General features: G+C 69.8%; 24 protein-coding genes. 12 read left to right on the top strand and 12 right to left on the bottom strand.

Annotated elements, in window-relative coordinates:
• Positions 1–38: 38 nt before the first annotated feature.
• The 5 genes from MQH31_RS16265 to MQH31_RS16245 form a co-directional block, all read right to left on the bottom strand.
• Entirely contained in the window at positions 39–1,337 is a 1,299-nt protein-coding gene (locus MQH31_RS16265) for an MFS transporter (RefSeq protein ID WP_243012895.1), read from the bottom strand.
• Between the two features lie 64 nt (positions 1,338–1,401).
• Positions 1,402–1,812, bottom strand: a complete 411-nt coding sequence (locus MQH31_RS16260) for a GNAT family acetyltransferase (protein WP_243012894.1) — start codon at positions 1,810–1,812, stop codon at positions 1,402–1,404.
• 49 nt (positions 1,813–1,861) lie between these two features.
• Positions 1,862–2,347 carry an aminoacyl-tRNA deacylase gene (locus MQH31_RS16255; RefSeq protein ID WP_243012893.1) on the bottom strand — a complete coding sequence of 162 codons (486 nt, stop codon included), beginning with the start codon at positions 2,345–2,347 and terminating at the stop codon, positions 1,862–1,864.
• A gap of 30 nt (positions 2,348–2,377) precedes the next feature.
• Positions 2,378–3,304: a Ppx/GppA phosphatase family protein gene (locus tag MQH31_RS16250; protein ID WP_243012892.1), complete on the bottom strand. Its 927-nt coding sequence runs from the start codon at positions 3,302–3,304 to the stop codon at positions 2,378–2,380.
• Positions 3,305–3,341: 37 nt separating this feature from the next.
• Complete coding sequence (locus MQH31_RS16245; protein ID WP_243012891.1) at positions 3,342–5,543, bottom strand: Ig-like domain-containing protein; 2,202 nt, start codon at positions 5,541–5,543, stop codon at positions 3,342–3,344.
• Positions 5,544–5,776: 233 nt separating this feature from the next.
• Here MQH31_RS16245 and MQH31_RS16240 point away from each other — a divergent pair, with 233 nt between their 5' ends.
• The 3 genes from MQH31_RS16240 (at position 5,777) to MQH31_RS20735 (ending at position 10,173) form a co-directional block, all read left to right on the top strand.
• A complete protein-coding gene (locus tag MQH31_RS16240) occupies positions 5,777–7,027 on the top strand; it encodes an alanine racemase (protein WP_243012890.1) in 1,251 nt (416 codons plus the stop codon).
• Positions 7,024–8,337 carry a D-arabinono-1,4-lactone oxidase gene (locus MQH31_RS16235; protein ID WP_243012889.1) on the top strand — a complete coding sequence of 438 codons (1,314 nt, stop codon included), beginning with the start codon at positions 7,024–7,026 and terminating at the stop codon, positions 8,335–8,337. The genes MQH31_RS16240 and MQH31_RS16235 overlap by 4 nt, the downstream gene beginning before the upstream one ends.
• Positions 8,338–8,523: 186 nt before the next feature.
• Positions 8,524–10,173, top strand: coding sequence for a glycoside hydrolase family 1 protein (locus MQH31_RS20735; protein WP_279239078.1), 1,650 nt, complete (start codon positions 8,524–8,526; stop codon positions 10,171–10,173).
• A gap of 29 nt (positions 10,174–10,202) precedes the next feature.
• Here MQH31_RS20735 and MQH31_RS16215 read toward each other — a convergent pair whose 3' ends face one another.
• Positions 10,203–10,937, bottom strand: coding sequence for an ABC transporter permease (locus MQH31_RS16215; RefSeq protein ID WP_134535483.1), 735 nt, complete (start codon positions 10,935–10,937; stop codon positions 10,203–10,205).
• The gene (locus tag MQH31_RS16210) at positions 10,934–11,728 is read right to left on the bottom strand and encodes an ABC transporter ATP-binding protein (protein WP_243012887.1); all 795 of its coding nucleotides are present in this window, start codon (positions 11,726–11,728) and stop codon (positions 10,934–10,936) included. The genes MQH31_RS16215 and MQH31_RS16210 overlap by 4 nt, the downstream gene beginning before the upstream one ends.
• Positions 11,729–11,899: 171 nt before the next feature.
• Between MQH31_RS16210 and MQH31_RS16205 the strand changes: the two genes are divergently transcribed.
• The gene (locus MQH31_RS16205; RefSeq protein WP_134535485.1) at positions 11,900–12,466 is read left to right on the top strand and encodes a LemA family protein; all 567 of its coding nucleotides are present in this window, start codon (positions 11,900–11,902) and stop codon (positions 12,464–12,466) included.
• A gap of 12 nt (positions 12,467–12,478) precedes the next feature.
• A complete protein-coding gene (locus MQH31_RS16200; RefSeq protein ID WP_243012886.1) occupies positions 12,479–13,366 on the top strand; it encodes a M48 family metalloprotease in 888 nt (295 codons plus the stop codon).
• Between the two features lie 10 nt (positions 13,367–13,376).
• Here the strand turns inward: MQH31_RS16200 and MQH31_RS16195 are convergent, their stop codons facing one another.
• Positions 13,377–14,588: a winged helix-turn-helix domain-containing protein gene (locus MQH31_RS16195; RefSeq protein WP_243012885.1), complete on the bottom strand. Its 1,212-nt coding sequence runs from the start codon at positions 14,586–14,588 to the stop codon at positions 13,377–13,379.
• Positions 14,589–14,647: 59 nt separating this feature from the next.
• Between MQH31_RS16195 and MQH31_RS16190 the strand changes: the two genes are divergently transcribed.
• Positions 14,648–16,015, top strand: coding sequence for an AI-2E family transporter (locus MQH31_RS16190; RefSeq protein WP_243012884.1), 1,368 nt, complete (start codon positions 14,648–14,650; stop codon positions 16,013–16,015).
• Complete coding sequence (ilvA, locus tag MQH31_RS16185; protein ID WP_243012883.1) at positions 16,012–17,247, top strand: threonine ammonia-lyase; 1,236 nt, start codon at positions 16,012–16,014, stop codon at positions 17,245–17,247. The genes MQH31_RS16190 and ilvA overlap by 4 nt, the downstream gene beginning before the upstream one ends.
• A gap of 29 nt (positions 17,248–17,276) precedes the next feature.
• Here the strand turns inward: ilvA and greA are convergent, their stop codons facing one another.
• Both greA and MQH31_RS16175 read right to left on the bottom strand, forming a co-directional pair.
• Positions 17,277–17,768: a transcription elongation factor GreA gene (greA, locus tag MQH31_RS16180; RefSeq protein ID WP_134535490.1), complete on the bottom strand. Its 492-nt coding sequence runs from the start codon at positions 17,766–17,768 to the stop codon at positions 17,277–17,279.
• Positions 17,769–17,912: 144 nt separating this feature from the next.
• Entirely contained in the window at positions 17,913–18,344 is a 432-nt protein-coding gene (locus MQH31_RS16175; RefSeq protein WP_243012882.1) for a DUF4307 domain-containing protein, read from the bottom strand.
• A gap of 69 nt (positions 18,345–18,413) precedes the next feature.
• Here MQH31_RS16175 and mca point away from each other — a divergent pair, with 69 nt between their 5' ends.
• The gene (gene mca / locus MQH31_RS16170) at positions 18,414–19,277 is read left to right on the top strand and encodes a mycothiol conjugate amidase Mca (protein ID WP_243012881.1); all 864 of its coding nucleotides are present in this window, start codon (positions 18,414–18,416) and stop codon (positions 19,275–19,277) included.
• On the top strand, positions 19,274–19,558 hold the full coding sequence (locus MQH31_RS16165) for a hypothetical protein (protein WP_134535492.1): 285 nt from the start codon (positions 19,274–19,276) through the stop codon (positions 19,556–19,558). Before mca ends, MQH31_RS16165 begins: the two co-directional genes overlap by 4 nt.
• A gap of 28 nt (positions 19,559–19,586) precedes the next feature.
• Here the strand turns inward: MQH31_RS16165 and trhA are convergent, their stop codons facing one another.
• The gene (trhA, locus tag MQH31_RS16160) at positions 19,587–20,342 is read right to left on the bottom strand and encodes a PAQR family membrane homeostasis protein TrhA (protein ID WP_279239077.1); all 756 of its coding nucleotides are present in this window, start codon (positions 20,340–20,342) and stop codon (positions 19,587–19,589) included.
• Between the two features lie 68 nt (positions 20,343–20,410).
• Between trhA and MQH31_RS16155 the strand changes: the two genes are divergently transcribed.
• The 3 genes from MQH31_RS16155 (at position 20,411) to phoH2 (ending at position 23,871) form a co-directional block, all read left to right on the top strand.
• A complete protein-coding gene (locus MQH31_RS16155) occupies positions 20,411–21,196 on the top strand; it encodes an isoprenyl transferase (RefSeq protein ID WP_134535494.1) in 786 nt (261 codons plus the stop codon).
• An 8-nt stretch (positions 21,197–21,204) separates the two neighbouring features.
• Positions 21,205–22,326 (top strand): aminotransferase class V-fold PLP-dependent enzyme, encoded by a 1,122-nt coding sequence (locus tag MQH31_RS16150; protein ID WP_134535495.1) that lies wholly within the window; start codon positions 21,205–21,207, stop codon positions 22,324–22,326.
• Positions 22,327–22,521: 195 nt separating this feature from the next.
• Positions 22,522–23,871: an RNA 5'-3' helicase PhoH2 gene (phoH2, locus tag MQH31_RS16145; RefSeq protein WP_372488177.1), complete on the top strand. Its 1,350-nt coding sequence runs from the start codon at positions 22,522–22,524 to the stop codon at positions 23,869–23,871.
• 90 nt (positions 23,872–23,961) lie between these two features.
• Here phoH2 and MQH31_RS16140 read toward each other — a convergent pair whose 3' ends face one another.
• Entirely contained in the window at positions 23,962–25,380 is a 1,419-nt protein-coding gene (locus tag MQH31_RS16140) for a class II fumarate hydratase (RefSeq protein ID WP_134535496.1), read from the bottom strand.
• Positions 25,381–25,426: the final 46 nt, after the last annotated feature.

The following is a 25,426-nucleotide window of genomic DNA, read 5'->3' as shown; positions in this document are numbered from 1 at the left end:
TTTCACTCGCCAGCGGTGCACCGAACGATGATTCGACCCTAGCCGACCGATTCACGAGGCTGTGCCGGTCTTCCGCGTCGGATGGATCTGGCCGCCCGAGAGATGGACCAGACGACGACAACTCCCACCAGGACCATGGTGGCCAGGCCGAGCCCGGAGTAGCCGACGGCGCCGAGCACCAGGCCCGCCAGGGCTCCGCCGAGGGCGCCGGCCGCATTCATCGACAGGTCCGAGAAGCCCTGGAGGGCTGCCCGGTCGTTCAGGCCGACCGCCTCACCGATGAGGGCCGAGCCCGCGACGACGGATGCCGACCAGCCGAGTCCGAGCAGGATCAGGCCGGTCGTCATGGCGGCGCTCGAGTCTCCGGCGAGCCAGAAGAGCGTGAGCGACGAGAGCAGGAGGCCCTGGCCGACGAGGATGACCGGCATCCGCCCCACCCGGTCGGCAAGCCAGCCGAACACGGGGGAGAGAGCGTACATCCCGGCGACGTGAAGGCTGATCGTGAGGCCGACGACGGTGAGAGTGGCGCCGTGATCGCGCAGGTGCACGGGAGCCATCGACATCAGGGCGACCATCGTGGCGTGGCTCAGGGCGATCACGGCGACGGCGTAACGGGCGGAGGCTGTGGAGCGCAGGATGACCAGGCCGCCGCGGGGCCGGGGCGCCGCTGCGTCCGTTCCCCGGGCGGCGAGGGCGGTCAGGAGCGGGTCGGGTCGTAGCCCGATCGTGTACACGATGGCAGCGCCCACCGTGGCGACCAGGGAGAACGCGAAGGCCCCGGTCATCGGCGGCAGGCCCAGATAAGCGCCGACGACCTCGCCGGGTCCGAACAGGTTCGGTCCGAGGACCGCGCCGATCGTCGTCGACCAGACCACGATCGAGAGGTCACGGGCCCGGTAGGCGCGGCTTGCCAGGTCGGTGGCGGCGAACCGGGCCTGCAGATTGGCGGCCGATCCGGCGCCGAGCAGCATCAAGGCCAGGAGCAGGAGTGCGAAGACGTTGAGGGAGACCGCGGTGATCGCGAGCACGGCGCCGACGCCGGCGACCAGTGAACCGGTCGCGAGGGAGAGACGTCGCCCCCTGGCTCGGGCGAGCCTCGCGAGGGGCACGGCCACGAGTGCCGCACCGAGAGTGCTCATCGTCGCAGCCATGCCCGACCACGAGGGCGACCCGGACAGCTGAGCCGCGAGCAGGGCGCCGAGGGAGAGGGTCGCCCCCATGCCGATTCCACCGAGAATCTGCCCCGCGACGAGCACCCCGACAACCTTGCGCTGCAACGGACCGTGCCCGGGATGCCCCGCCAGGGAGGTCTCGGCGGCTGACGGGTTGTCGGACATGGGGTCCTTCCCTGGGTCGATGGTTCCGGTATACCTACAGGGGTATCAAAGACAGGCTATCGCCTCAGCGGAGCCATTTCGCGCGGACCTGGACGTCGGCATCCTCGTAGCCGAGGCGATCGTAGAAGTCCAGCACCCCTGCGTTGGCCGAGCGCACCATGAGTTGCAGCTTCACGACGCCCCGCTCGCGAAGCCAGTCCTCGGCGGCGAGCATGAGCCGCCGCCCGAGTCCGGTTCCGCGGTGGCTTTCGGCGACCGCGAGGTAGTACACCCAGCCGCGGTGGCCGTCATGGCCGACCATCACGGTGCCGACCAGGGTCCCCCCATCGAAAAGACCGAGGACGGTCGAGGTCTCCCCGGCGAGTGCGCGCAGCAGATCGGCCTCAGGCGGGTTCCAGGGGCGGGTGAGTCCGGCCTGGTCCCAGAGCGCGGAGGCGCCCTCGGAGTCCTCCGGGGTCAGGTTTGAGATGCGCATGACCCATTCTCCGTCTTCGACGGCGCGCCGGCGGCACCGAGCGAGGCGATCAGACGCGCGGCTTGAGCGGGTCGGTGATGTCGGCGACGGTTGCGCCGTACGCGTCGATCAGGGCGTCGGCGTCGACGAACGCGGAGTAACCGTGCTCGCCGGCGCCCATGGCGACCCGGCCGCCACGCAGACGTTCGTCGGCGAAGACCGGCCAGGCGGTTGTGCTGCCGAGCGGCGTGATGGTGCCGCGCGAGTAACCGGTCACGGCGAGGGCGACGTCCTCGTGCGGCAGGGAGAGTTTGTTCACGCCGACGAGCGCACGCAGTTTCGCCCAGCTGATCTGCCGGTCGCCCGGTACGAGTGCGAAGAGGTAGTCGCCGTCGTGCCGCTTGACGACGAGTGATTTCACGATTCCGGACGGGTCGATTCCGAGGAGTCGTGCGGCGCTCTCGAGGCTGTCGGCCGCCGGCCGGGGGACGATGTCGATCTCGAGCCCGCGGGCACGGGCATCCGCTGCCACCCGGTCTCGCCCTTGTTCAGTCATGGGGCGAGTCAATCACACCCGTGCGGCGGGTCAGCCGAGGTGGTCGAGGTAGCGCAGGATGATTCCCTCGCGGAGGGCCCACGGCGAGACCTCGAGTTCGTCCACCTTCAGGGCGGCCATCGCGGCCTGAAGCACGATGCCGCCCGCCACGATCTGGAACGTGCGGTCGGCCGTGATGCCGGGCAGGGCCGGGCGCGCGTCCGCGGGAATGCGGGCCAGCCGGGGCACCCAGTCGGCGAGCTGGGCGCGGCTGAGCAGCATCCGTTCACCCGAACCGAAACCGTCCGAGGTATGCCCGGCGAGCTTCGCGAGCGACCTGATCGTCTTGGACGAGCCGACGACGTGGTGCGGTGCCGGCTGTCCGGCGAAGGACGCGACGGCCTCGGCGAGCACGACGGCCGCGTGCGCGCGCAGGGCAGCAACCTCCTCGGGGAGCGGGGGATCGTGGTGCAGGAAACCCACGGTTGTGCGCCCGGCGCCGAGCGGGACCGAGAGGGCCACCTCCGGCGTCTCGTTCGAGCCGGCGGCGATCTCGAGCGAGCCGCCGCCGATGTCGAACAACAGGATGTCGCGCGCCGACCAGCCGTACCAGCGCCGCACGGCGAGGAAGGTGAGTCGGGCCTCGTCCTCGCCGGACAGGACCTGCAGGGCGACGCCGGTCTCCCGCTCGATCGTCGCGAGCAGCTCAGGGCCGTTCGTGGCGTCGCGGAGGGCGGAGGTCGCGAAGGGGAGCAGGTCGTCGACCTGGTGGTGGCTCGCCACATCGGCCGCGTGCTGCACCGCGGACAGGACGGCTGCGCAGCCCTCCTCGGTGATCGCCCCCTCCGGAGTGAGATACCGCATCAGCCGGAGGACGGCCTTGTCCGAGGCCATCGGCACCGGTTGGGCGCCGGCATGGGCGTCGACGACAAGCAGGTGGACGGTATTCGAACCGACGTCAATGACTCCGAGGCGCACAGGTTGACGATACCAAGGCGGGGGACACGTCGTACGCCTACCGGGTGGGCTCGGGGACCACGAAGCGCTGCCAGGCCCAGGCGCTCACGCTGAGGGCCGCGAAGAGTCCGGAGGCGACCCACATCAGGGTCACGCCGCCCTCGCCGTGCCACAGCCCGACGACGGGGCTCAGCACGGCGAACATGACCGTGAAGGCGGCGAGGGTCAGGCCGACCCAGACGAGCGGCGACCAGGCGACGATGCTCCGCCCGCTCGTGCTGCCGATCGGGATGAGCACGAGCAACGCCGATCCGATCGCGGTCAGCACGACGCTGTTGGCGACCTCCGCGGCGAGCAGGTCGCCGAAACCGCCACCGGTCGGCAGCACCCCGAGCACAAGCCAGCCGAGGATCGCGAGCACGAGCAGGCTCCCGGCACGCAGCGCCGCAAGCTGGCCGCGATGGATCGCGCTGTGGCCGTTCGACACGGCGACGCTTCCCAGCAGCCCGAAGAGGAGGGCCGGGTGGATCTCGAACGCGCGCGAGCCGAGCGCGGTCACCGCGACGAGCAGCAGGTAGCGCGGCAGGAATGTCACGGATGCCGGCACGCCCCACACCCGCGAGCTCCACCACTGCGGCACGAGGGCTCCGACCGCGTTGACGACCACGAGAGCGAGCACGACGGCGAGCAGCAGCCGCAGGTAGGCCGGCTGGCTCGACACGGTGCCGGAGAGCATGATGAGCGTCGCGGCAGCAGCGACAGAGGCGGCCGCGAGAAGCCAGCGGTTCACGATCACGGTGGGGGCCGTGTCGAATTCCTCGCTCGCCTGGTTGCGGCCCGCAAGGGCGGTCGTGTTCCAGAGTGGGCGGCCGTCCCGCGCGCGCACGATCGTTCCGCTCAGCAACCGGGCGGGAATGACGAGGAGCACGAGGGCGCCGATGGCGAAGAGCACGGCCTCGAACCAGGAGAAGTCGGCGTTCGCACCCGGGGGCAGGACCGCGCTCGTGAACTGGGTGGGGTCGTTCCAGCCGCCGGGGAGGGAGGGCTCGTGGCCGGATGCCGAATCATCGCCGCCCGCCGGCGGAGCGGGGGCAGGGAATGCCGGTGCCGGGGTCCCCGTGGGCGTCGGGGTGGCGGTGTCGCTCCCGGACGGCGTGCCGGGTGCGGTGGCGGTCGGCGAACCGGTCCCGGCCGCGGGCGGATCAGTCGGCGATGACGGCGGGGTGGCCGACGGCGTTCCGTCCGGCGCGGGACCGAAGTCGACGGCGAGGCCGGGGCTTCCCTGGCTCTGGTTCCCGGCGGCATCCTGTTGGGCGGCGATCACGAGGTAACTGCCCGCGGCGACCGTGCCCGTCGCGGTGCAGGCCCACGCTCCGGCGGCGACCGCGACGGTGCACAGCGAGTATGGGCCGGCGAACACGGTGACGGCGGCGCCGTCCTCACCCGTCCCCGTGTAGCTCGACCCTGCCTGGGGTACCCGGGTGCCGGCGGTCGGTGACGAGACGACGGGGGCGGCGGGCCGGTCGAAGTCGAAACGGATGCTCAGCGGCGCGCTGTCGTTCGACCACGAGGGGGCGCTGAACCCGGTCTGCTGCGTGGCCGTCACGGTGTGGCCGCCGCTGCTCGGAAGGTTCGGGAAGGTGCACGACCACGCCCCGCCCGTGTCGGCTGTCGCCGGGCAGCTCTCGCCGGTCGAGACCGAGGCGACGACGGATGCGCCCGGGTACGCGGATCCCCGGACGGTCCCGTTCGACGCCGGGTTGCCGAGCGGTCCGCCCGTGACTCCGGGCTCCCCGAGCACGTCGATCGTCTCCTCGGCGGCGAGGCTCGAATCACCCGTCACGACGACCTTCAGTCGGACGTGCTGCCCGCTCGGGAGGTTCGCGGTGCAGGACCAGTCCGTCGACGCGGTGGCTGCGATGATGCAGAGCGGGTCGCCCTCTCCCGGGTTGAGGAGCTGGATCTCCTGGCCGGCCGCTCGGGTGCCCGAGACCGTCGTGGTCGAGCGGCCGACGAAGGACCCGGCCGGGGGGCTGTCGATCGTGGGGGACTGCGACAGCGGGGTGGCAGCCGGCCCGCTCGGCGGTGGGGCGGGAGAGGTCGCGGCGCGCGCGGCATCCGTGCCGAGCAGGGAACCGCCGGGGGCGAGGCCTCCCGGCAGGAGGCCGCCGAGGCTCAGAAACAGAAGCCCGGCGGTGACGAGGATCACGGGCGCGACCAGCCGGGCCGGCGACCGGGCAGGACGAAGTTCGACGGGCATCCACCGGGGCCGTCGCCGATGACGGTCGTTCGGCGGGCCGTCGCAAGCGATGTCTGAGCGATGCATAGGTCCCCCTGTCACCATTTCAAGGGTCATTTCCCCGATTGTCAACGTGCAACGCGCAGTGTGACGATCTCCTTGCGCGATTGTTATCCGCCGGCGGACCCGGCGTAGGGCATACTGACGGACACGAGGCGGATTCGCCGCCCCGCCGTGAGACAGGCTCGATCGCTATGACGCTCCCTGACCTGCGCACTGCCTCGGCCGACAGGCCGTGGCTCCGGCCGGAGAGCTACTGGCCCGCACTGACCGAGGCCACCCGGCATCTCGACGCGCCCGTCGCGGCCCTGCACCTCGGTGCGCTCCGGCACAACACCCAGGACATGCTGCGACGGGCCGGGGGAACCCCGATCCGGGTCGCCTCGAAGTCGATCCGCGTCCGCGGCGTGCTCGAGGCCATCCTCGCGGTGCCCGGATACCGGGGGGTGCTCGCGTACACCCTCGCCGAGGCACTCTGGCTCGCGGACTCCATCGAGGACGTCGTCGTCGGCTACCCGAGCGTGGACCGGGAGGCGATCGGAGCCCTCGGCCGCTCGGCGGTCCTGGCCTCCCGGGTCACCCTCATGGTCGACTCGCTCGCCCAGCTCGACCTCATCGACGCGGTGATCCCGCCGCACCGGCGCGCGGCGATCCGGCTGTGCATCGAACTCGACGCCGGGTGGAACAACCCGGTGCTCGGACACCTCGGCGTGCTGCGCTCGCCGGTGCACACCGTCCACGAGGCGCACGACTTCGCGGCGGCCATCGTCGCGCGCCCCGGCTTCACGCTCGTCGGCGTGATGGCCTACGAATCGCAGGTCGCCGGGCTCGGCGACCGGCCGGCCGGCCACGGCCCCCGTGCGCTCAGCACCGGGATCGTCAACCGGTGGGTGCGCCGCCACTCGATCGCGGAACTCGGCGTGCGCCGTGCCGCCGCCGTCGCGGCGGTGCGCGAGGTCGCACCGATCGAGTTCGTCAACGGTGGAGGGACCGGGTCCCTCGAGAGCACCCACGCGGATGCCTCCGTCACCGATATCGCGGCGGGCAGCGGCTTCTTCGGCGGGCACCTCTTCGACAACTATTCGGCATTCACGCCGGCCCCCGCCGCGGCCTTCGCCCTCTCCGTGGTGCGGAAGCCGACCCCGGCGACCGCGACGCTCCTCGGCGGTGGCTGGGTCGCGTCGGGGCCGCCGGGCACCGACCGGTTGCCGGCTCTCGCCTGGCCGCCCGGACTCGCGGTCGTGCCGCGCGAGGCCGCCGGCGAGGTGCAGACCCCGCTCGCGGGCCCGGGTGCCGCTGCCCTCGGCGTCGGCGACCGGGTCTGGCTTCGGCACACCAAATCGGGGGAGCTCAGCGAACACGTGACGGAATTCGCACTGGTGGATGACGGCAGGGTCGTGGACCTGCTGCCGAGCTACCGCGGCGAGGGGAAGGCATTCCTGTGACGAACACCGGCGCCCTCTGGCGGAACTGGGCGCGCAGCGAATCCGTGCGCCCGATCAGGATCGAGCGGCCTACGAGCGTCGCCGCCGTGCAGCGCGCGGTGATCGCCGCTGCGAAATCCGGGATGTCGATCAAGGCCGTCGGATCGGGCCACAGCTTCTCCGGCATCGCCGTCGCTCCCGGCGTGCTCCTCGACCTGGCCGACCTCGCCGGACTCGTCGGCGTCGACACGAACACCGGCCGCGTCACCCTCGCCGCCGGTACCCGCCTGCACCGGATCCGCGGCCTGCTCGCACCCTACGGGCTCGCGCTCGCCAACATGGGGGACGTCGACCGGCAGACGATCTCCGGCGCGACCTCCACGGGAACCCACGGCACCGGCTCGGCCTTCGGCGGACTCGCCACCCAGATCGTCGGCCTCACCCTCGTCACCGGAGACGGCGGCCTCCTGCACGTGAGCGAGACGGAGAACGCGGAGATCTTCCCCGCCGCCCGCCTCGGTCTCGGCGCGCTCGGCATCCTCGTCGACGTGACGATCCAGTGCGTCCCGGCGTTCCTCCTGCACGCCGTCGAACAGGCCGAGCCGCTCGCCGAGGTGCTCGACACCTTCGATGAGCGCAGCCGCACCGCCGACCACTTCGAGTTCTACTGGTTCCCGCACACCGAGAAGGCCCTCACCAAGACGAACACCCGCCTGGACCCGGCCTCCGGGCGCGCGCCGCTCGCCCCGGTCTCCCGCTGGATCGACGACGAACTGCTCGCCAACGGTGCCTTCGGGGCACTCTGCACCGTCGGGGCCGTGGTCCCTCAGACCGTTCCGACTATCAACCGGTTCGCCGAACGATTCATGGCCCGCCGGGAATACACGGATGCCTCAACGCGCATCTTCGTGAGCCGGCGCGCCGTGCGCTTTCACGAGATGGAATACGCGCTCCCGATCGCCGCGATTCCTGCGGCCGTGCGCGAGGTGCGCGAACTCATCCAGCGCTCCGGCTGGCGGATCTCCTTCCCGATCGAAGTGCGGTCCGCCGCAGCGGACGACGTGTGGCTGTCGACGGCTCACGGCCGCGAGACCGGGTACATCGCCGTGCACCGCTTCTATCGGGAGAATCCGGGCGAGTATTTCGCCGCCGTCGAGGCCATCATGCGTGCCCACGACGGGCGCCCGCACTGGGGCAAGATGCACACGAGAGACGCGGAGTCCCTTCGTGAGGCCTACCCGCACTTCGATGACTTCCTCGCCGTCCGCGATCGGCTCGATCCCGAGCGGCGGTTCGGCAACCGGTACCTGGACCGGGTGCTCGGGCGTTAATCGAAGGCCGAACGGCCGCCGGGGCGCCGGCCCGCTCCCGTGCCGCAGTGCCGTCCCGGCACGGATCGCCGCCTGCCGGGCATGGATCGGCGCCTGCCGGTCCGGATTCCGCCCCGCGCGTGACAGGCTGGTGACCGCGGCCCGCGGCCGCTCCACGAATCACAAGCGGGAGAGACTCCTCGGACCATGAGCAGCAAGCCGATCAACACCAACACGGTCGCCGGCCGGGCCTGGCCGCACCGCGCCAACGAACTTGGCGACCGGCTCCCCGGCGGTTTCACGATCGGGGTGGCGAGTTCGGCATTCCAGATCGAGGGCGCTGCCCGCGACGGCGGCCGCGCCGAGTCGACCTGGGACCCGTTCACGGCCACTGCCGGCCGCATCGTGGACGGGTCGAACGCATCCGTCTCCGCGGACCACTACAACAAGTTGCCCGAAGACCTCACCCTGCTGAGCGAGCTCGGCGTCGACGCGTATCGCTTCTCCTTCGCCTGGTCGCGGGTGCAGCCCGACGGGAGAGGCTCCCTCGCGCGCACCGGACTCGCGTTCTACGACCGGCTTGTCGACGGGCTCCTCGCGGCCGGCATCCGCCCGATGGCGACGCTGCACCACCGCGACCTGCCGCTCGCCCTGCGCGGCGGCTGGCTGAACCGCGATACCGCCTCGCGCTTCGCCGACTACGCCTACGAGCTCGGAGCCGTGTTCGGCGACCGGGTCGACGCCTGGGTCACCCTCGACGAGCCGGCGACCGTGACGCTCGCCGGGTACGCCCTCGGCACGGATGCCCCCGGCGAGGCCCGTCTCTTCGCCGCGCTCCCGGCAGCGCACCACCAGCTCCTCGGCCACGGCCTCGCCGTGCAGGGATTGCGCGCGGCCGATGTGCACGGCGGCATCGGAATCGCCAATGCGTACTCGCCCGTGCAGCCGGCGAGCGACAGGGAGGCCGACGAGGTCGCCGCGGCGCTCTTCGACCTGCTGCACAACCGCGTCTTCGCCGACGCCGTCCTCCTCGGGAACTACCCGGTGCCGCCGGAGCCCTACGAGGCCGAGCTGCGGCTGCTGATCGAGACCGAGCCGGAGGACCTGCGCACGATCAACCAGCCGCTCGACTTCTACGGCCTCAACTACGTGCAGCCGTCGCGGGTCGCGGCGGGGCCCGTTCCCGTCGTGAGCGGTGCGATCGCAGGCGGCGGCGCCTCCGGCAACGGCTCAGGCGGCGCGCGCGGTGAAGCCGGCGCCGGCTCGGGACCCCGCGGGCCGGGATCCCGCGGCCCCGGTTCCCGCGGGCCGGCGAGCCGGGCGGGCGGACCCGGCGGGCCGGGCGCCGCGGGCTCGGGCACCGGGCCGCGCACCGCCGCGAACGCCGGCCGGGTCGACGAGAACGCGCCCGTGGTCTCCTTCCCGTTCCACGTGCTCCCGTTCCGCGAGTTCACGGTCACCGGGGCGGGACGCGCGATCGCGCCCGACTACCTCGGCGTCGCCCTCGCCGAGCTCGCGACCCGCTACGGCGACGGCCTCCCGCCGGTGTACCTCACGAGCATCGGCGCGAGCTTCCCCGACCAGGTCGACGGCCGCGGCGCCGTCGACGACCCGGCCAGGATCGACTACCTCGCCGAACACCTCGTCGCGGCGCTCGACGCCGTCGCCCCCGGCAAGCCGGCGGCGGCGGTGGATCTCCGTGGGGCCTTCGTCTGGTCGCTGCTCGACGGTTTCGAGTGGACCGCGGGCTACACGCAGCGCTACGGCCTGGTGCGGGTCGACTTCGCGGACCCCGAGCGGAAGCGCACGCCGAAGTCCTCGTACCGCTGGCTGCAGCAGGTGCTCTCCGCCCGCTGACCCGCCCCGGGCATCCGTTCGGGGGAGGGTCAGGGGGTGCGGCGGCGGAGCGTGATCGAGCCGAGGACGACGGCACCCACGATCCAGGCCCCGATGATGAGCAACTCGCCGCCGATGTACGCGGCGTCCTGCGAGTCGGAAGCGACCGCCTGGAGTGCGTCGATCGCGTGCGAGAGCGGCAGCCAGTCGCTGATGATGCGCAAGGTCTCCGGAAGCTGCTCGCGGGGGAGGAAGATACCGCCGAGCAGGATCTGTGGGAACACGAGCGCGGGCATGAACTGCACGACCTGGAACTCGGTGCGCGCGAACGCGCTCGCGAGGAGCCCGAAGGTCGTGCCGAGCACCGCGTCTGCGACGGCGACCGCGAGCAGCAGCCAGACCGAACCGGCGATCGTGAGGCCGCACACCCAGACCGCGTACCCGACCGCGACGGCGGACTGAATCACCGCGAGCAGCCCGAACGCGAGGGTGTAGCCGAGGATGAAATCACCTTTTCCGAGCGGCATCGAGAGCAGCCGCTCGAGCGTTCCGGTGCGGCGCTCCCTCAGGGTCGTGATGCTCGTCACGAGGAACATCACGATGAACGGGAACAGTGCGATCATCGCCGGACCGATCCTGTCGAACACGGGCGTGTCGGCGAAGATCCAGGCGACCAGGCCGATCAGGAGGCTCGGCACCACGAGCAGCAGCACGATCGTGCGCGGGTCGTGCCGGATCTGGGTGAGCACCCGCCCCGCGGTCGCGAGCGTGCGGCGCGGGTTCACCGGGCACCGCCCGTGCTGGTCGGCCCGTCGACGCCGGGGCCAGCGTCGCCCGGCGACCGGTCTTCCGGCGACGGATGCCGACGGATCAGGCTCAGGAATGCCGCCTCGACGTCGTCGGTCGCGGTCGAGGCGAGCAAGCCGGCGGGGGTGTCGTCCGCGAGGATCTCGCCGTCCCGCATCAGGAGGAGCCGGTCACAGCGGCTCGCCTCGTCCATCACATGGCTCGAGACGAGCAGGCTCGTCCCTCCGGCAGCGAGCCGGTGGAACAGCTCCCACAGCTCCACCCGGAGCACCGGATCAAGCCCGACGGTGGGTTCGTCGAGCACGAGCAGCTCGGGGGAGCCGAGCAGCGCGCCCGCGAGCGACACCCGGCTGCGCTGGCCGCCGGAGAGCGACCCGGCGAGCTGGCCGGCATACCGTCCGAGGTCGGTCGCGTCGATCACCCGGTCGACGTCGCTTGCCGGTGCGCCGAGCACCGCGCGGAAGTACGTCAGGTTCTGTCGCACGGTCAGGTCGTCGTAGACGCTCGCCTCCTGGGTGACGTAGCCGACCCGGTTCCGGAGCGAGACGGAGCCGGCCGGGCGGCCGAGCACCGTGACCTCCCCGGACTGGACGAGCTGGACGCCGACGATCGAGCGCATCAGGGTCGTCTTCCCGCATCCGCTCGGCCCGATCAGGCCAACGACCAGGCCGCGCGGCACGGTGAGGCTCAGGCCGTGCAGCACCGGATTCCTGCCGCGGCGGGCGTGCAGGTCCTTCACGAAGACGGCAGGTTCGGACGCGAGGCTCATACCAAGAATTATTCGCCGGTCAGACCCGAATGGAGCCTGGGCTGAGGGTGTTTCTTGGAGTCTGGTGGGAAGCGCATGAGAGTGTCAGGCCGCATCGTTATGATGGCAGCAACGTTCGTACGCCGCCGCGGCCCGCTCGCTCGCCCCGCTGAAACACAAGGAGACGCTGCCATGGAATGGCTCATCCCGTTACTCATCGTTGTTGTGCTCGTCGTCATCGTCGGAATTTACTTCTGGGCGACGTACAACACCCTCGTGACCCTCAAGGTGCGAGTGGACGAGGCCTGGAGCGACATCACGGTCCAGCTCAAGCGGCGGGCCGACCTGATCCCGAACCTGATCGAGACGGTCAAGGGCTACGCGGCACACGAGAAGGCCGTCTTCGAGAACGTCGCCAAGGCCCGCGCCGAATCGATCAGCGCGTCGACCCCCGCGGATGCCGCCGTCGCCGAGAACCACATGCAGTCGGCCCTGCGCAGCATCTTCGCGGTCGCGGAAGCGTACCCGCAGCTCCAGGCCAGCCAGAACTACCTGCAGCTGCAGGCCGAGCTCGTCGACACCGAGGACAAGATCCAGGCGTCGCGTCGCTTCTACAACGGCGGCGTCCGCGAGCTCAACACGAAGATCCAGGTCTTCCCGAACAACCTGATCGCGAAGAACCTCGGCTTCACCCAGCGCGACTTCTTCGAGGTCACCGACTCCGCAGCCATCGCGGAGCCGCCTCGCGTCCAGTTCTAGCGGCAGGCCCAGATGTACAGTGCGATCGCGCGGAACAAGCGCAACACGGTCTTCATCATCATCCTGTTCCTGGCGATCATCGCCGGGCTCGGCTGGATCGCGAACGCTGTCTACAGCCCCAAGGGTAGCTACGGCATCCTGATCCTGACGATCGTCGTCGCCGCCGGGTACGCCCTCGTGCAATACTTCGCGGCCGGGCGCCAGGCGATCGCGATGAGCGGCGGGATCCGGGTGAACAGTAAGGCGGAGCATCCGCGGCTGTGGAACACCGTCGAGAACCTGTCGATCACAACCGGAACGCCGATGCCGGAGATCTACATCATCAACGACCCCGCGCCGAACGCGTTCGCGACCGGTCGCGACCCTCAGCATGCCATCGTCGCCGCGACGACGGGCCTTCTCGCCATCATGGACGACTCCGAGCTCGAGGGTGTGATGGCCCACGAACTCGGGCACGTGCGCAACTACGACATCCGGGTGTCGATGATCGTGTTCGGCCTCGTCGTCGCGGTCGGTTTCATCTCGGACATGTTCCTGCGGATGGCGTTCTTCGGCCGCAGTAACAACAACAACGGCAACCCGGTCGTGATGGTCTTCGGCCTGGTCGCCATGATCGTGGCGCCGCTTGTCGCGAGCATGGTTCAGCTCGCCGTCTCGCGCCAGCGCGAGTACCTCGCCGACGCCACGAGTGCGCTGACCACGCGGCACCCGGACGCCCTCGCGAGCGCCCTCGCCAAGCTCGAGACCTACGCGCGCCCGATGCAGAAACAGAACACGTCGATGGCGCACCTGTGGATCGCCAACCCGCTCAAGCCCGGCATGATGGCGAAACTGTTCAGCACGCACCCGCCGATCGAGGACCGGATCGACCGCCTGCACGCCATGGGCAACAAGTTCTGACGGCTTCGCGTCAGGCGAGGAGTGCGGCGAGGTCCCTTGCGAGCGTGCCCCGCTGCACGACCGTGATCTCGGTGAGACCCTGCCAGAGCGCGGTCGCACGCAGCACCGGCGCGAGGCGTTCGGCGGTGTCGGCCGGGGCATCCGCTTCGGCCCAGGCCGCCTGTACCCGCAGCACCCCGGCCTGCCGGTCGTTCTTGAGGTCGACCCGGCCGACGAGGGTGTCTCCGAGCAGGATCGGCAGCGAGTAGTACCCGAAGACCCGTTTCGGTTCGGGAGTGTAGATCTCGATGCGGTAGTGGAAGCCGAAGAGGCGGAGCGCCCTGGCCCGGTCCCAGACCACGGGGTCGAACGGCGAGAGCACCGCAGCGGCATCCAGGGCCCGCGGCAGCCGGGCGTCCCGATGCAGCCAGGCGGCGCCGGGACCGCCACCCGGGCCCCAGCCGGGCACCGTGACGGGGATCAGCTCGCCGGCGTCCTCGAGCTCATGGATCGCGGCGAGGGTCGCCGGCGTCTTCAGCCGGAAGTAGTCGGCGAAGTCCTTCGCCGTCCCGATGCCGTGCGCCCGCGCCGACCGGCGGACGAGCTCGCGGTGCGCGTCGTCCCGGCTCACCGTGCGCTCGAGCAGTTCACTGGGCAGCACCTGCTCCGGCAGCGCGTAGACCCGCTCGAACCGGCTGCGGCCCGCTGTGACGACGTCGCCCCAGCGGAACAGCGTCTCGAGGCCGCTCTTGACGTCCGACCAGCCCCACCACGGGCCGCTGCGCTTGTTCGCGTCGTGCTCGATCGCACTCGCCGGCAGCGGGCCCGTGGAAGCGAGCTCCGCGAGCAGCCAGTCCAGCATCGGCCGGTTGGACTGCGACCACGCGCCCGGCGTGCGCGCCGAACGTTCGCGGAAGTCGTCCATTCGCCAGGCGAACAGCGGCCGGCTCTCGAGCGGCACGAACGAGGCCTCGTGCGCCCAGTACTCGGTGTAGCGGGCCTGCTTGCCGACCGCGAAGGTCAGCCGGTCGAGTTGCGCCTTGTCGTAGGCGCCGAGCCGGCTGAAGGCCGGCAGATAGTGGCTGCGCTCGAAGACGTTGACCGAGTCGATCTGCAACAGACCGAGCCTGCTGATCAGGGCGTCCAGCTGGCGGATGCCCGGAGCGGCCGCGGCGGGACGCCCGAATCCCTGGGCGGCCAGGGCCACGCGTCTGGCTAGTGCGGGGGAGAGGGACTGGACCATTCCTCGACCCTAGCGAGGACCGGGGACAGCGACCGCTTCCGATTGCCTAGACTGGTCCGATGACGGAATCCGCGGGTAGGCCGGGCTGGAGCGCACTCCTCACCGGGCGGCGTCGACGTGCCGCCCCGAGCGGCCGGGAACCCGGCAGCGGGCCCGGCACGGGGGCTCGTACCGCAGACGGAAACGCGGCCGGAAACGCGGCCGGTGCGCGGGCCGGTGCGGCAGCGGCCGCCGCCGTGTCCGCGCCGCCGAACGGCGTCGACGAGAACGTGCCGCCCGGCATCCGTCTCGCCGGTGCCTGGTCGTGGCGACTCCTCGCCCTCTTCGCCGTCATCGCCGTGTTTCTGTTCCTCGTCGTCCAGCTCCGGCTTATCGTCATCCCGTTGCTCATCGCCGTGCTGGTCTCCTCGATCGTCGCGCCCTTCGTGGCCTTCCTCGTGCGGCACCGCTGGCCCAAGGGCCTGGCCATCGCCGTCGCGGTCCTCACCACGCTCCTCGTGCCCGCCGCTCTGATCACCCTCGCCGCGACCCAGCTCGCCGGCGGTCTCGCCGGCCTCAGTGACCGGCTCGCCGGTTCGTACGGAGACCTCAAGGCGCTGCTGCTCGCGTCGCCGCTGCATCTCACGGAACCGCAGATCAACGACTACCTGCAGCAGGCGCTCGCGGCGATCCAGGCCGACAGCCAGGTCTTCCTGAGCGGCGCGCTCTCGCTCGGCACGTCACTCGGCCACGGCCTCACCGGGCTTCTGCTCGCGCTCTTCAGCCTGCTCTTCCTCCTGATCGACGGCCCCGGAATCTGGGCCTGGATCGTGCGGATCTTCCCCCGGCGGGCACGCGCGGCGATCGATGGCGCCGGGCAGGCCGGCTGGACCACCCTCGGCAACTTCGCGAAGGTGCAGATCCTGGTCGCGTCGATCGACGCCTTCGGGATCGGGCTCGGCGCGTTCCTGCTCGGAGTCCCGCTCGCGATCCCGATCGGCGTGCTCGTCTTCCTCGGCTCCTTCATCCCGATCGTGGGCGCCGTCGCGACCGGTGCCGTCGCCGTCGTGATCGCGCTGCTGTTCAATTCGTGGCCGATCGCCCTCGCCATGCTCGGCGTCGTACTCCTGGTCCAGCAGGTCGAGGGCCACGTCCTGCAGCCGCTCATCATGGGAACAGCCGTCAAGGTGCATCCGCTCGGTGTGGTGCTCGTCGTCGCTGCGGGGTCGCTGCTCGCCGGGATCCCCGGAGCGCTCTTCGCGGTTCCGGTCGCGGCCGTGCTCAATGTCATGATCAACTACATTCAGGGCGGCAGCTGGCGTGCCGACCTCCCTGAGCTTCCGCGCGGTACCGGTTCGCCGCTCTGGCGGACCGTGCCGCAACGACCCGGCTTCACCAGGACCAGAAGAAACCCGTCAGCCACGACCACTACCGAAGGCATCTCATGACCAACCTGTCTCTCGTCGGGCCGAGCCTCGCCGAGTTCGAAGCCGCCCGCGCCGTGGTGTCCCTGGTCGCCGCCGTGACCCCGATGGAGAGCTCACGCTACCTGAGCGCGGTCCTCGGCGCCGAGGTACACCTCAAGTGCGAGAACCTGCAGCGCACCGGCTCGTACAAGATCCGGGGGGCGTACAACCGCCTCTCGAAGCTCACCGACGAGGAGAAGGAGCGCGGCGTCGTCGCTGCCTCGGCGGGGAACCACGCCCAGGGCGTCGCGTTCGCCGCCCGCGAGCTGGGGATCAAGGCCACGATCTTCATGCCAGTGGGCGTCGCCCTGCCGAAGCTCCAGGCCACCAGGGACTACGGTGCGCACGTCATCCTCCGGGGCAGCACGGTCGCCGAGCCGCTGCTCGCCGCCGCCGCGTACGCCGCGGAGACCGGTGCGATCCTGATCCCGCCGTTCGACCACGCGGACGTGATCGCTGGCCAGGGCACGCTGGGCCTCGAGATCCTCGACCAGGTCCCCGACCTGCACACCGTGATCGTCCCGATCGGCGGTGGCGGACTCATCTCCGGCGTCGCGAGCGCGCTGAAGCAGAAGGCACTCCTCGACGGCCGCACGATCCGGATCATCGGCGTGCAGGCCGCCAACGCTGCCGCCTACCCGCCCTCCCTCGAGGCGGGGAAGGCGATCGAGGTGCCGATCCTGCCGACGATCGCAGACGGCATCGCCGTCGCCAAGCCGGGGCTGCTCAACTTCGAGATCATCCGGGACGTGGTCGACGAGATCGTCACCGTCACCGAGGACGACACCGCTCGCGCGCTGCTCGTGCTCCTCGAACGCGCCAAGCTCGTCGTCGAGCCGGCCGGAGCCGTCGCGGTCGCCGCGATCCTCGCCGGCAAGGTCACGGCGGACGGATCGACGGTGGCCATCCTCAGCGGGGGCAATATCGACCCGCTGCTGATGCAGCGTGTCATCAGTCACGGCCTCGCGGCATCCGGCCGGTACCTCACCCTGCGCATCATGCTGCCGGACCGTCCCGGACAGCTCGCGCGCATCTCCGAACTGCTCGCGGAGGCCCACGCCAACGTCGTCGAGGTGCTGCACACCCGGCACGGCGTCGGACTGCAGATCAGCGAGGTCGAGCTCAACGTCAGCGTCGAGACCCGCGGGCCGGACCACCGTCAGCACGTCGTCGACGTGCTCACCTCGGCCGGGTACGACCCCCAGATCGACTAGCGGTCTCGCCGCGGTCGCAGCGGATGCTGCTAGTTGCCGCCCCAGGTTTCGACCGCGAAGATCTCCACGGCGATTTCCTTGCCGTTCGGGGTCGTGTAGCTCGTCTTCGATCCGACCTTGAGGCCGATGATCGCGGCGCCGAGCGGGCTCTGCTCGCTGTAGACGTCGAGGTCGCTGTCGCCGGCGATCTCGCGGCTGCCGATCAGGAAGCGCTCCTCGTCACCGGCGATGGTGGCGGTGATCACGGTTCCGGGCTCGACGACGCCCTTGCTCTCGGGCGCGTGGCCCACCTCGGCGTTGCGGAGCAGCACGACGAGCGTGCGGATGCGCGCCTCCTGCTTGCCCTGTTCGTCCTTCGCCGCGTGGTACCCCGAGTTCTCCTTGAGGTCACCCTCTTCACGCGCGGATTCGATCTTCTTCGCGATCTCGATACGACCCACGGTGCTGAGAGCCTCCAGCTCGGAGGCGAGGCGGTCGTACGCCTCCTGTGTCAGCCAGGTGACGGTGGTTTCTGTAGTCATGGGTGGATCTCCTCCTCATGCTCGAGTCATGCGTGTAGTGCCGGATATGCGTGATCGTGCGGTGTCGTGTGCGTGCTTCCGGGCGGATCGCGGCAGGAAAACAACGCTCGCCCCGGCGAAGAACGTCGGGGCGAATACGTCAGTCTAGGTCAGCCAGCAGCGGTAAATCAATCCGGTGGTGGCCGGCTCGCTCGTCAGCAGCTGCTCCGTGAAGGTACGTGAATACTGGTCACTCGGCGGCAGGTCGATCACCTTCCACCCTACGACCGCGAAGCTCTGGTTGAGCGCCTCGACCGCGCAACTCGCCGATGCCCCGACCGGAATCGACGCCTCGAAGGTGACGGTCACGTTCCGCCCGTCCTGAACGACGTTGCGGATGTCCCTGGTTTCGAGCAGGGGCTGGGAGCCGCCCAGCCCGGCCCAGACGACCCACCCCACCAGGACGACGGCGAACACTCCGGACGTGATCCACAGGGACCGGCGGTCGCGCAGACGCCGGTCCGGGGCGCGGCCGTACCGGGAATCCAGGGTGCCCTCGCTGCGGGTACCGCTGTCGACGTTCCTGCTGCCGGTCACTCAGACTCCACACTCACGGTTCAACGATTAGTCTTGTCCCTAGGTTATCCGCCATTTCTGAGGAGTTCGATGACACTGCGCCTCCTGGCCGTTCATGCCCATCCCGACGACGAGTCGAGCAAGGGTGCAGCGAGCTACGCGTACTACCGGAGCCGTGGGGCCGAGGTCATGGTGGTGAGCTGTACGGGCGGAGAGGGCGGCAGCATCCTCAACGAGGCTCTGGCCGACAATGCGATGGCCCAGCGCGACATGGCCGGCCTGCGCCGGCTGGAGATGCGCCAGGCGCAACTGGCCCTCGGCATCGAGCACCGCTGGCTCGGATATCAGGATTCCGGCATGAACGAGGACGGTTCGGTCCCGGCCAATTCCTTCGCGACCATCGACCTCGAGTTCTCCGCGGAACCCCTCGTGCGGATCATCCGCGAATTCCGGCCGCAGGTGCTGATCACGTACGACGAGAACGGCGGGTATCCGCACCCGGACCACATCCGCTGCCACGAGGTCTCGATGGAGGCCTACCGCGCCGCCGCCGACCCCGCGCGCTACCCGGGCGACGGCGAGCCCTGGCAGATCGACAAGCTCTATTACGACCGCATCTTCAACCTCGAGCGGATCGACGCCCTCTTCCTCCTGCTCAGCGTCAAGGAACCCGAGTCGCCGCTGCTCGAGCCGCTCGGCGAAGCCCGGGACTGGATGAAGAACTACCCGGACCTGGCCACGACCCACGTTCCGGTCGGCGACTTCCTGGAGGCGCGGGACGCGGCACTGCGCGCCCACGCGAGCCAGGTTTCCCCCACGAGCAGCTTCTTCTTCTGGCCGAACGACCTCATCCGTGAGGCGTGGCCATACGAGGACTTCCAGCTCGTCGAATCGAAAGTTGACACGGTCATGCCTGAATCAGATCTGTTCGCCGGTATCCGGGACGAGGCATGAACGCCGTGTTCCCACTCTTCACCGACGCCGTGACGGGCTTCGTCCTCGCCAACACGCCGCCGCCCGAATTCAACCCCGACACCGTCACGCCCGGTCCCGCCGGCTTCCTGGCGATCCTGTTCGTCGTGCTCGCCGTCGTGGCGCTCGGCTTCGACCTGGTCCGCCGCATCCGCCGCACGACGTATCGCGCGGAGATCGCCGAGCGCCTGCAGGCCGAGCTCGCGGCGAAGAACGCGGCAGAGGCATCCGTCGCCGAGGGAACCGAGCACCCCCAGGCGTAGCCCCAGGGGCAGGCCTCAGGGGTACGACTCAGGGGTAGAGCGGATGCGTGGCGATGATCAGGATCGCCGCCCAGTGGCAAAGGAACGCGACCACGGTCAGGCTGTGGAAGATCTCGTGGAACCCGAAGACCCCGGGAAACGGGTTGGGCTTCTTGAGGGCGTAGATGACGGCGCCGACCGAGTAGCACAGGCCGCCGATCATGATGAGCGTCATCATCGCGGCGTTCGCCTGGAAGAAGTCGACGATGAACATCAGTGAGCCCCAGCCGAGCAGCAGGTACAACGGCACGTAGAGCCAGCGCGGGGCGGTGATCCAGAACACCCGGAAGGCGATGCCGAGAAGCGCGCCGCCCCAGACGAGGGAAAGCAGGAGCACCGACTTCGACGGCGGCAGCGCGAGCACCGTGATCGGCGTATACGAGCCGGCGATCAGCAGGAAGATGTTCGCGTGGTCGATGCGCTTGAAGACGAGTTTCGTGCGCGGCTTCCAGTTGATGCGGTGGTATAGCGCCGAGTTGCCGAACAGGAGCAGGGAGCTGATCACGAAGACGAGGCAGCTCCACTTCGCGGCCGGGCCCTGGGCGAGGGACAGCAGTACGATCCCCGCGACGATGGTGACCGGGAAGGTACCGGCGTGGATCCAACCGCGCCAGGTCGGCTTGAGGTCCTCGGGCCGGGGCACCTCCGCCTCGAGCAGCGGCAGCTGGGCGATGAACTCGTCGCCCTGTTCCGCCGAAGGCTGTCCTGCTGTTGCGTTGTCCCCGGTGCTGCTCTCTGCGGCCATGCAGCCAGAATACGACAGCGAACATGCCGGAAGAAGCACGGGCTGTCCGAGTGGGCTAGCGTAAATACGTGCAGAAGAGGCAGGTCCCCTTGGCGCGCGACATCCTCTACCGGTTGTACGAGCGTCGACTTCGGCGCGGGCTGACGCCGGAGAACCTGCCGCGCCACGTCGCGATGATCATCGACGGCAACCGCCGCTGGGCCCGGCAGCTCGGACTCGAGTCCGCCGCACACGGCCACCGCGCCGGCGCGGCGAAGATGCGGGAGTTCCTGCGCTGGTGCGACGACCTCGGCATCTCGGTCGTCACGCTCTACCTGCTCTCCTCGGACAACCTCACCAACCGCCCGAGCGAGGAACTCGCCGAACTCACCAAGATCATCGCCAAGCTCGCCGAGGAGCTCTCGCGCCAGCGCACCTGGCGCGTCCAGCAGGTCGGCACGAAGAAGGGCCTGCCCGAGCCGCTGATCGCGGCGCTCTGCGACGCGGAGACCCGCACCGCCGGCAAGACGGGGATGCACATCAACCTCGCGGTCGGCTACGGCGGACGCACCGAGATCACCGACGCGATGCGCAGCATCGTCGCGGCGCACCTCGAGAACGGGCACACCCTCGCGGACCTCGCCGAGACGCTCACCCCCGAGCTCATCGGCCAGCACCTGTACACGGGTGGTCAGCCGGATCCCGACCTCGTGATCCGCACCTCCGGTGAACAGCGGATCAGCGACTTCATGCTCTGGCAGAGCGCCCACAGCGAGTTCTACTTCGTCGAGGCGCTCGGACCGGACCTCCGCCAGGTCGACTTCCTGCGCGCCCTGCGCGATTTCGCCAAACGCCACCGCCGTTTCGGAAGCTAGGAGACCGGATGACCGAGATCGATGCCTATGCCGCGGGATTCGTCGAAGAGCCCGGCTACCTCGACTACGGCCGCGTCGGACCGCTCTCGGCGACGGTGCTGGCCGAGAGCCTCGGCCAGACCGAGATTCTGTCCCGGGCCCGGTTCGGCAGCCTCGACCACCTCGTCCAGCAGGACGAGCGGATGCGCGAGGCCGTTGCGGCCGTGACCGGTTTCCGGGCCGATCAGGTGGTCTGCGAGCCGAACACCACGACGGGCATCATGCAGGCCATGTTCGGTCTGACCGGGGGCGTTCTGCTCTCGCCCGGCGATTTCCCCACCGTGCCGTACGCGGCCGTGCGGGCCGCGGAGGCGCTGCGCGTCGTGACCCCGATCTGGCTCAAGACCGAACACGGCAGGGTGACCCCCGGCGAGATCCGCGAACAGCTCACGCCCGCGACGGTCGCCGTCGCCGTCTGTCTCGTCGACTCCCGGACCGGGTTCCGGGTCGACCTCGACGGCATCCGCCAGGTGATCGGCGACCGTCTGCTGATCGTGGACGCGATCCAGGGCTTCGGAGTCACCGACGCGGCATACGAGATGGCGGATGTCGTCGCATCCGGTGGTCAGAAATGGGTGCGCTCGGGCTGGGGCACCGGTTTCCTGGCGCTGAGCGACCGCGCGGTCGAACGGCTCGTCCCGGTTTTCTCGGGCTTCGCGGGCACGGACGTCGCCGAGCCGTGGGACGAGGTGCTGCCGCCGAGCCAGAGCGCCCGCGCATTCCGCGTCAGCAATGGAGACCCCATCGCGCAGGCGCGCTTCTCCGCCGCCCTCGAGGAAATTACCGTGACGGGCATTCATCACATCGAGGCCGCGGTCGCGGACAACGTCTCTCAGCTGATCGACCTCGCAGACGAGTACGCCGTGCCGGTCGTGTCGCCGCGCGACGAACGGGAACGGGCGGGGATCCTCGTGCTCGAGCCCAACCCCGCCCAGCTGAATACGCTCACGATCGCCCTGCACAACCACGGGATCACGGCGACGACCCGCGACGGCCGGGTGCGGCTCAGCGCCCACGCCGTGCTGAGCGTCGACACGGTGGACATGCTGCGCGGGGCATTCACGTCGTATGCGACGGCCGCCATTTACTGAGTCCCAGATGCCGTGCCCATTAACGTCTGGTGACAATGTGTGTGTCGCACTTCCGATATCCGGCCAGGGTAAGTAGCGTCGTGCTCATCAGGTACGGCGCCTGATCGAGACGGCCACATAAGTACGGCTCGAGAACCCCCGTGGCCAGCTCGCCAACACAATCCGCGCCTCTCGGGGCACGGGGTGGGAGTGGTTGTGACCGCTAATCAAACCGACTATCTGGGTTCGAACCAGACGGCTTCCGACACCAAGCAAACCGAGCGCACCTTTGTGCTGGACACCTCGGTGCTCCTGTCGGATCCCAAGGCGATCTTCCGGTTCGCCGAGCATGCCATCGTGCTGCCGGTTGTCGTGATCGCCGAACTCGAATCCAAGCGCAACGACCCGGAGATCGGGTACTTCGCCCGGCAGGCACTGCGGCTCCTGGACGAACTGCGGGTGAAGTATGAACGGCTCGACTTCCCGATCCCGGTCGGGGAGGGTGGCAGCCTGCGTGTCGAGCTGAACCACTCCAACATGTCGGTACTCCCCTCCGGCCTGCAACTCGGCGACAACGACTCGAGGATCCTCGCGGTCGCGATGAACCTCGCCAACGACGGCCTCGCCGTCACGGTCGTCTCCAAGGACCTGCCCTTGCGGGTCAAGGCCGCGTCGATCGGCCTGCTCGCCGACGAGTACCGCCACGAGCTCGCCGTCGATTCCGGCTGGACGGGGATGGACGAGATCACCCTCGGGTCCAACCAGATCAGCGAGCTGTACGACAACGAGGTGCTGAACACCCGCCTGGTGCAGGACATGCCGATCAACACCGGCCTCGTCGTCCACTCCGACCGCGGCTCGGCGCTCGGCCGGGTCACCGGTAAGGGCGAGATGCGGCTCGTGCGCGGCGACCGGGACCTGTTCGGCCTCAAGGGGCGCTCCGCGGAGCAGCGCCTGGCGATCGACCTGCTGCTCGACCCCGAGATCGGGATCCTCTCCCTGGGAGGGCGAGCGGGGACGGGGAAGTCGGCGCTCGCGCTCTGCGCGGGACTCGAGGCCGTGCTCGAACGCCAGCAGCACCGCAAGATCATGGTGTTCCGCCCGCTCTACGCGGTCGGCGGCCAGGAACTCGGTTACCTGCCCGGTGACGCGGGCGAGAAGATGAGCCCGTGGGCCCAGGCGGTCTTCGACACCCTCGGTGCTCTCGTGTCCGAGAACGTGCTCGAGGAGGTGCTGGAGCGCGGGATCCTCGAGGTGCTGCCGCTGACGCACATCCGCGGCCGGTCGCTGCACGACGCGTTCGTGATCGTGGACGAGGCGCAGTCGCTCGAGCGCAACGTGCTGCTCACGGTGCTCAGCCGGATCGGGCAGAACTCGCGGGTGGTCCTCACCCACGACGTCGCGCAGCGGGACAACCTCCGGGTCGGCCGCTTCGACGGCGTCGCGTCCGTGATCGAGACGCTCAAGGGACATCCGCTGTTCGCCCACATGACGCTGACCCGCTCGGAGCGTAGCGCGATCGCTGCGCTCGTCACCGAGATGCTCGAGGGCAACGACCCGAACTAGCCCCGGCCATCCGGCGACGGTGCCCTTTCCGGTCGAGAGTGACCCGCGGAAAGGGCACCCTCGACCGGAAAGGTAGGGGGACGGGGTGGGCTAGGCGGTGCGCGCGGGCGGACGCGTCATGCTGAGCAGGTCCAGGGCGGTGTCGAGCTGGGCCAGGGTGACCTCGCCGCGCTCCACGAAGCCGAGGTCGATGACGGCCTGGCGCACCGGAACGCCGTGTGCGACGGCGTGCTTGGCGACCTTCGCTGCGGCCTCGTAACCGATCACCCGGTTGAGCGGCGTCACGATCGCGGGAGAGGAGCCGGCGAGGGCCTTCGCCCGGTCGAGGTTGGCCTCGAGCCCGTCGATGGTCTTGTCCGCGAGCACGCGGGTGGCGTTCGAGAGCAGCCGGATCGACTCGAGCAGCGCGGTGCCCATCACGGGGATGGCCACGTTGAGCTCGAACGAGCCGGAGGCGCCGGACCAGGCCACGGTCGCGTCGTTGCCGATCACCCGCGAGCAGACCATCAGCACCGCCTCGGGGATGACCGGGTTGACCTTGCCGGGCATGATCGAGGAGCCGGGCTGCAGGTCGGGGATCTGCAGCTCGCCGAAGCCCGTGTTGGGGCCGGAGCCCATCCAGCGCAGGTCGTTGCAGATCTTGGTGAGGCTGACGGCGATCGTGCGCAGGGCGCCGGATGCGTCGACGAGGCCGTCCCGGTTGGCTTGCGCCTCGAAGTGGTCGCGCGCCTCCGTCACGGGCAGCTCGGTCTCGGCCACCAGGAGCTCGATGACAAGCTGGGGGAAGCCGGCGGGGGTGTTGATGCCGGTGCCGACGGCGGTGCCGCCCAGGGGCACCTCGGCGACGCGGGGGAGGGCGCTGCGGATGCGCTCGATGCCGAGGCGCATCTGGCGGGCGTAGCCGCCGAACTCCTGGCCGAGGGTGACCGGGGTCGCGTCCATCAGGTGGGTGCGGCCCGCCTTGACGGCGTCGGCCCAGAGCACGGACTTCGCCTCGAGTGCGACGGCGAGGTGGTCGAGCCCGGGGATGAGGTCGTCGATGAGTGCGCTCGTGACGGCGAGGTGCACGGATGTCGGGAAGACGTCGTTCGAGGACTGCGAGGCGTTGACGTGGTCGTTCGGGTGCACCGGGCGGCCGAGGGTGCGGGTGGCGAGGGTCGCGAGCACCTCGTTCATGTTCATGTTCGAGGAGGTGCCGCTGCCGGTCTGGTAGACGTCGATCGGGAACTGGTCGTCGTAGAGACCGGTGATGACCTCGTCTGCTGCACCGGCGATCGCCTCGGCGATGTCGCCGTCGAGCACCCCGAGCTGCGCGTTGGCGAGTGCCGCAGACTTCTTGATGCGTGCGAGGGCCGAGATCTGCGCTGGTTCGAGGACGGAACCGGAGATCGGGAAGTTCTCAACGGCTCGCTGGGTCTGGGCGCCGTAGAGGGCGTCGAGCGGAACCTGCACCTCGCCCATGGTGTCGTGTTCGATTCGGTAGCCGGCATCTGCGGTTTTTTCCACCACTGTGTGTAAGACCTTTCGATTGTGAGACGGTACTGCCTGGCTCGGT

The organism is Cryobacterium zhongshanensis, assembly GCF_022760445.1.
Lineage (GTDB): Bacteria > Actinomycetota > Actinomycetes > Actinomycetales > Microbacteriaceae > Cryobacterium > Cryobacterium algoricola.
This window is presented reverse-complemented; position numbering and strand designations above follow the sequence as displayed.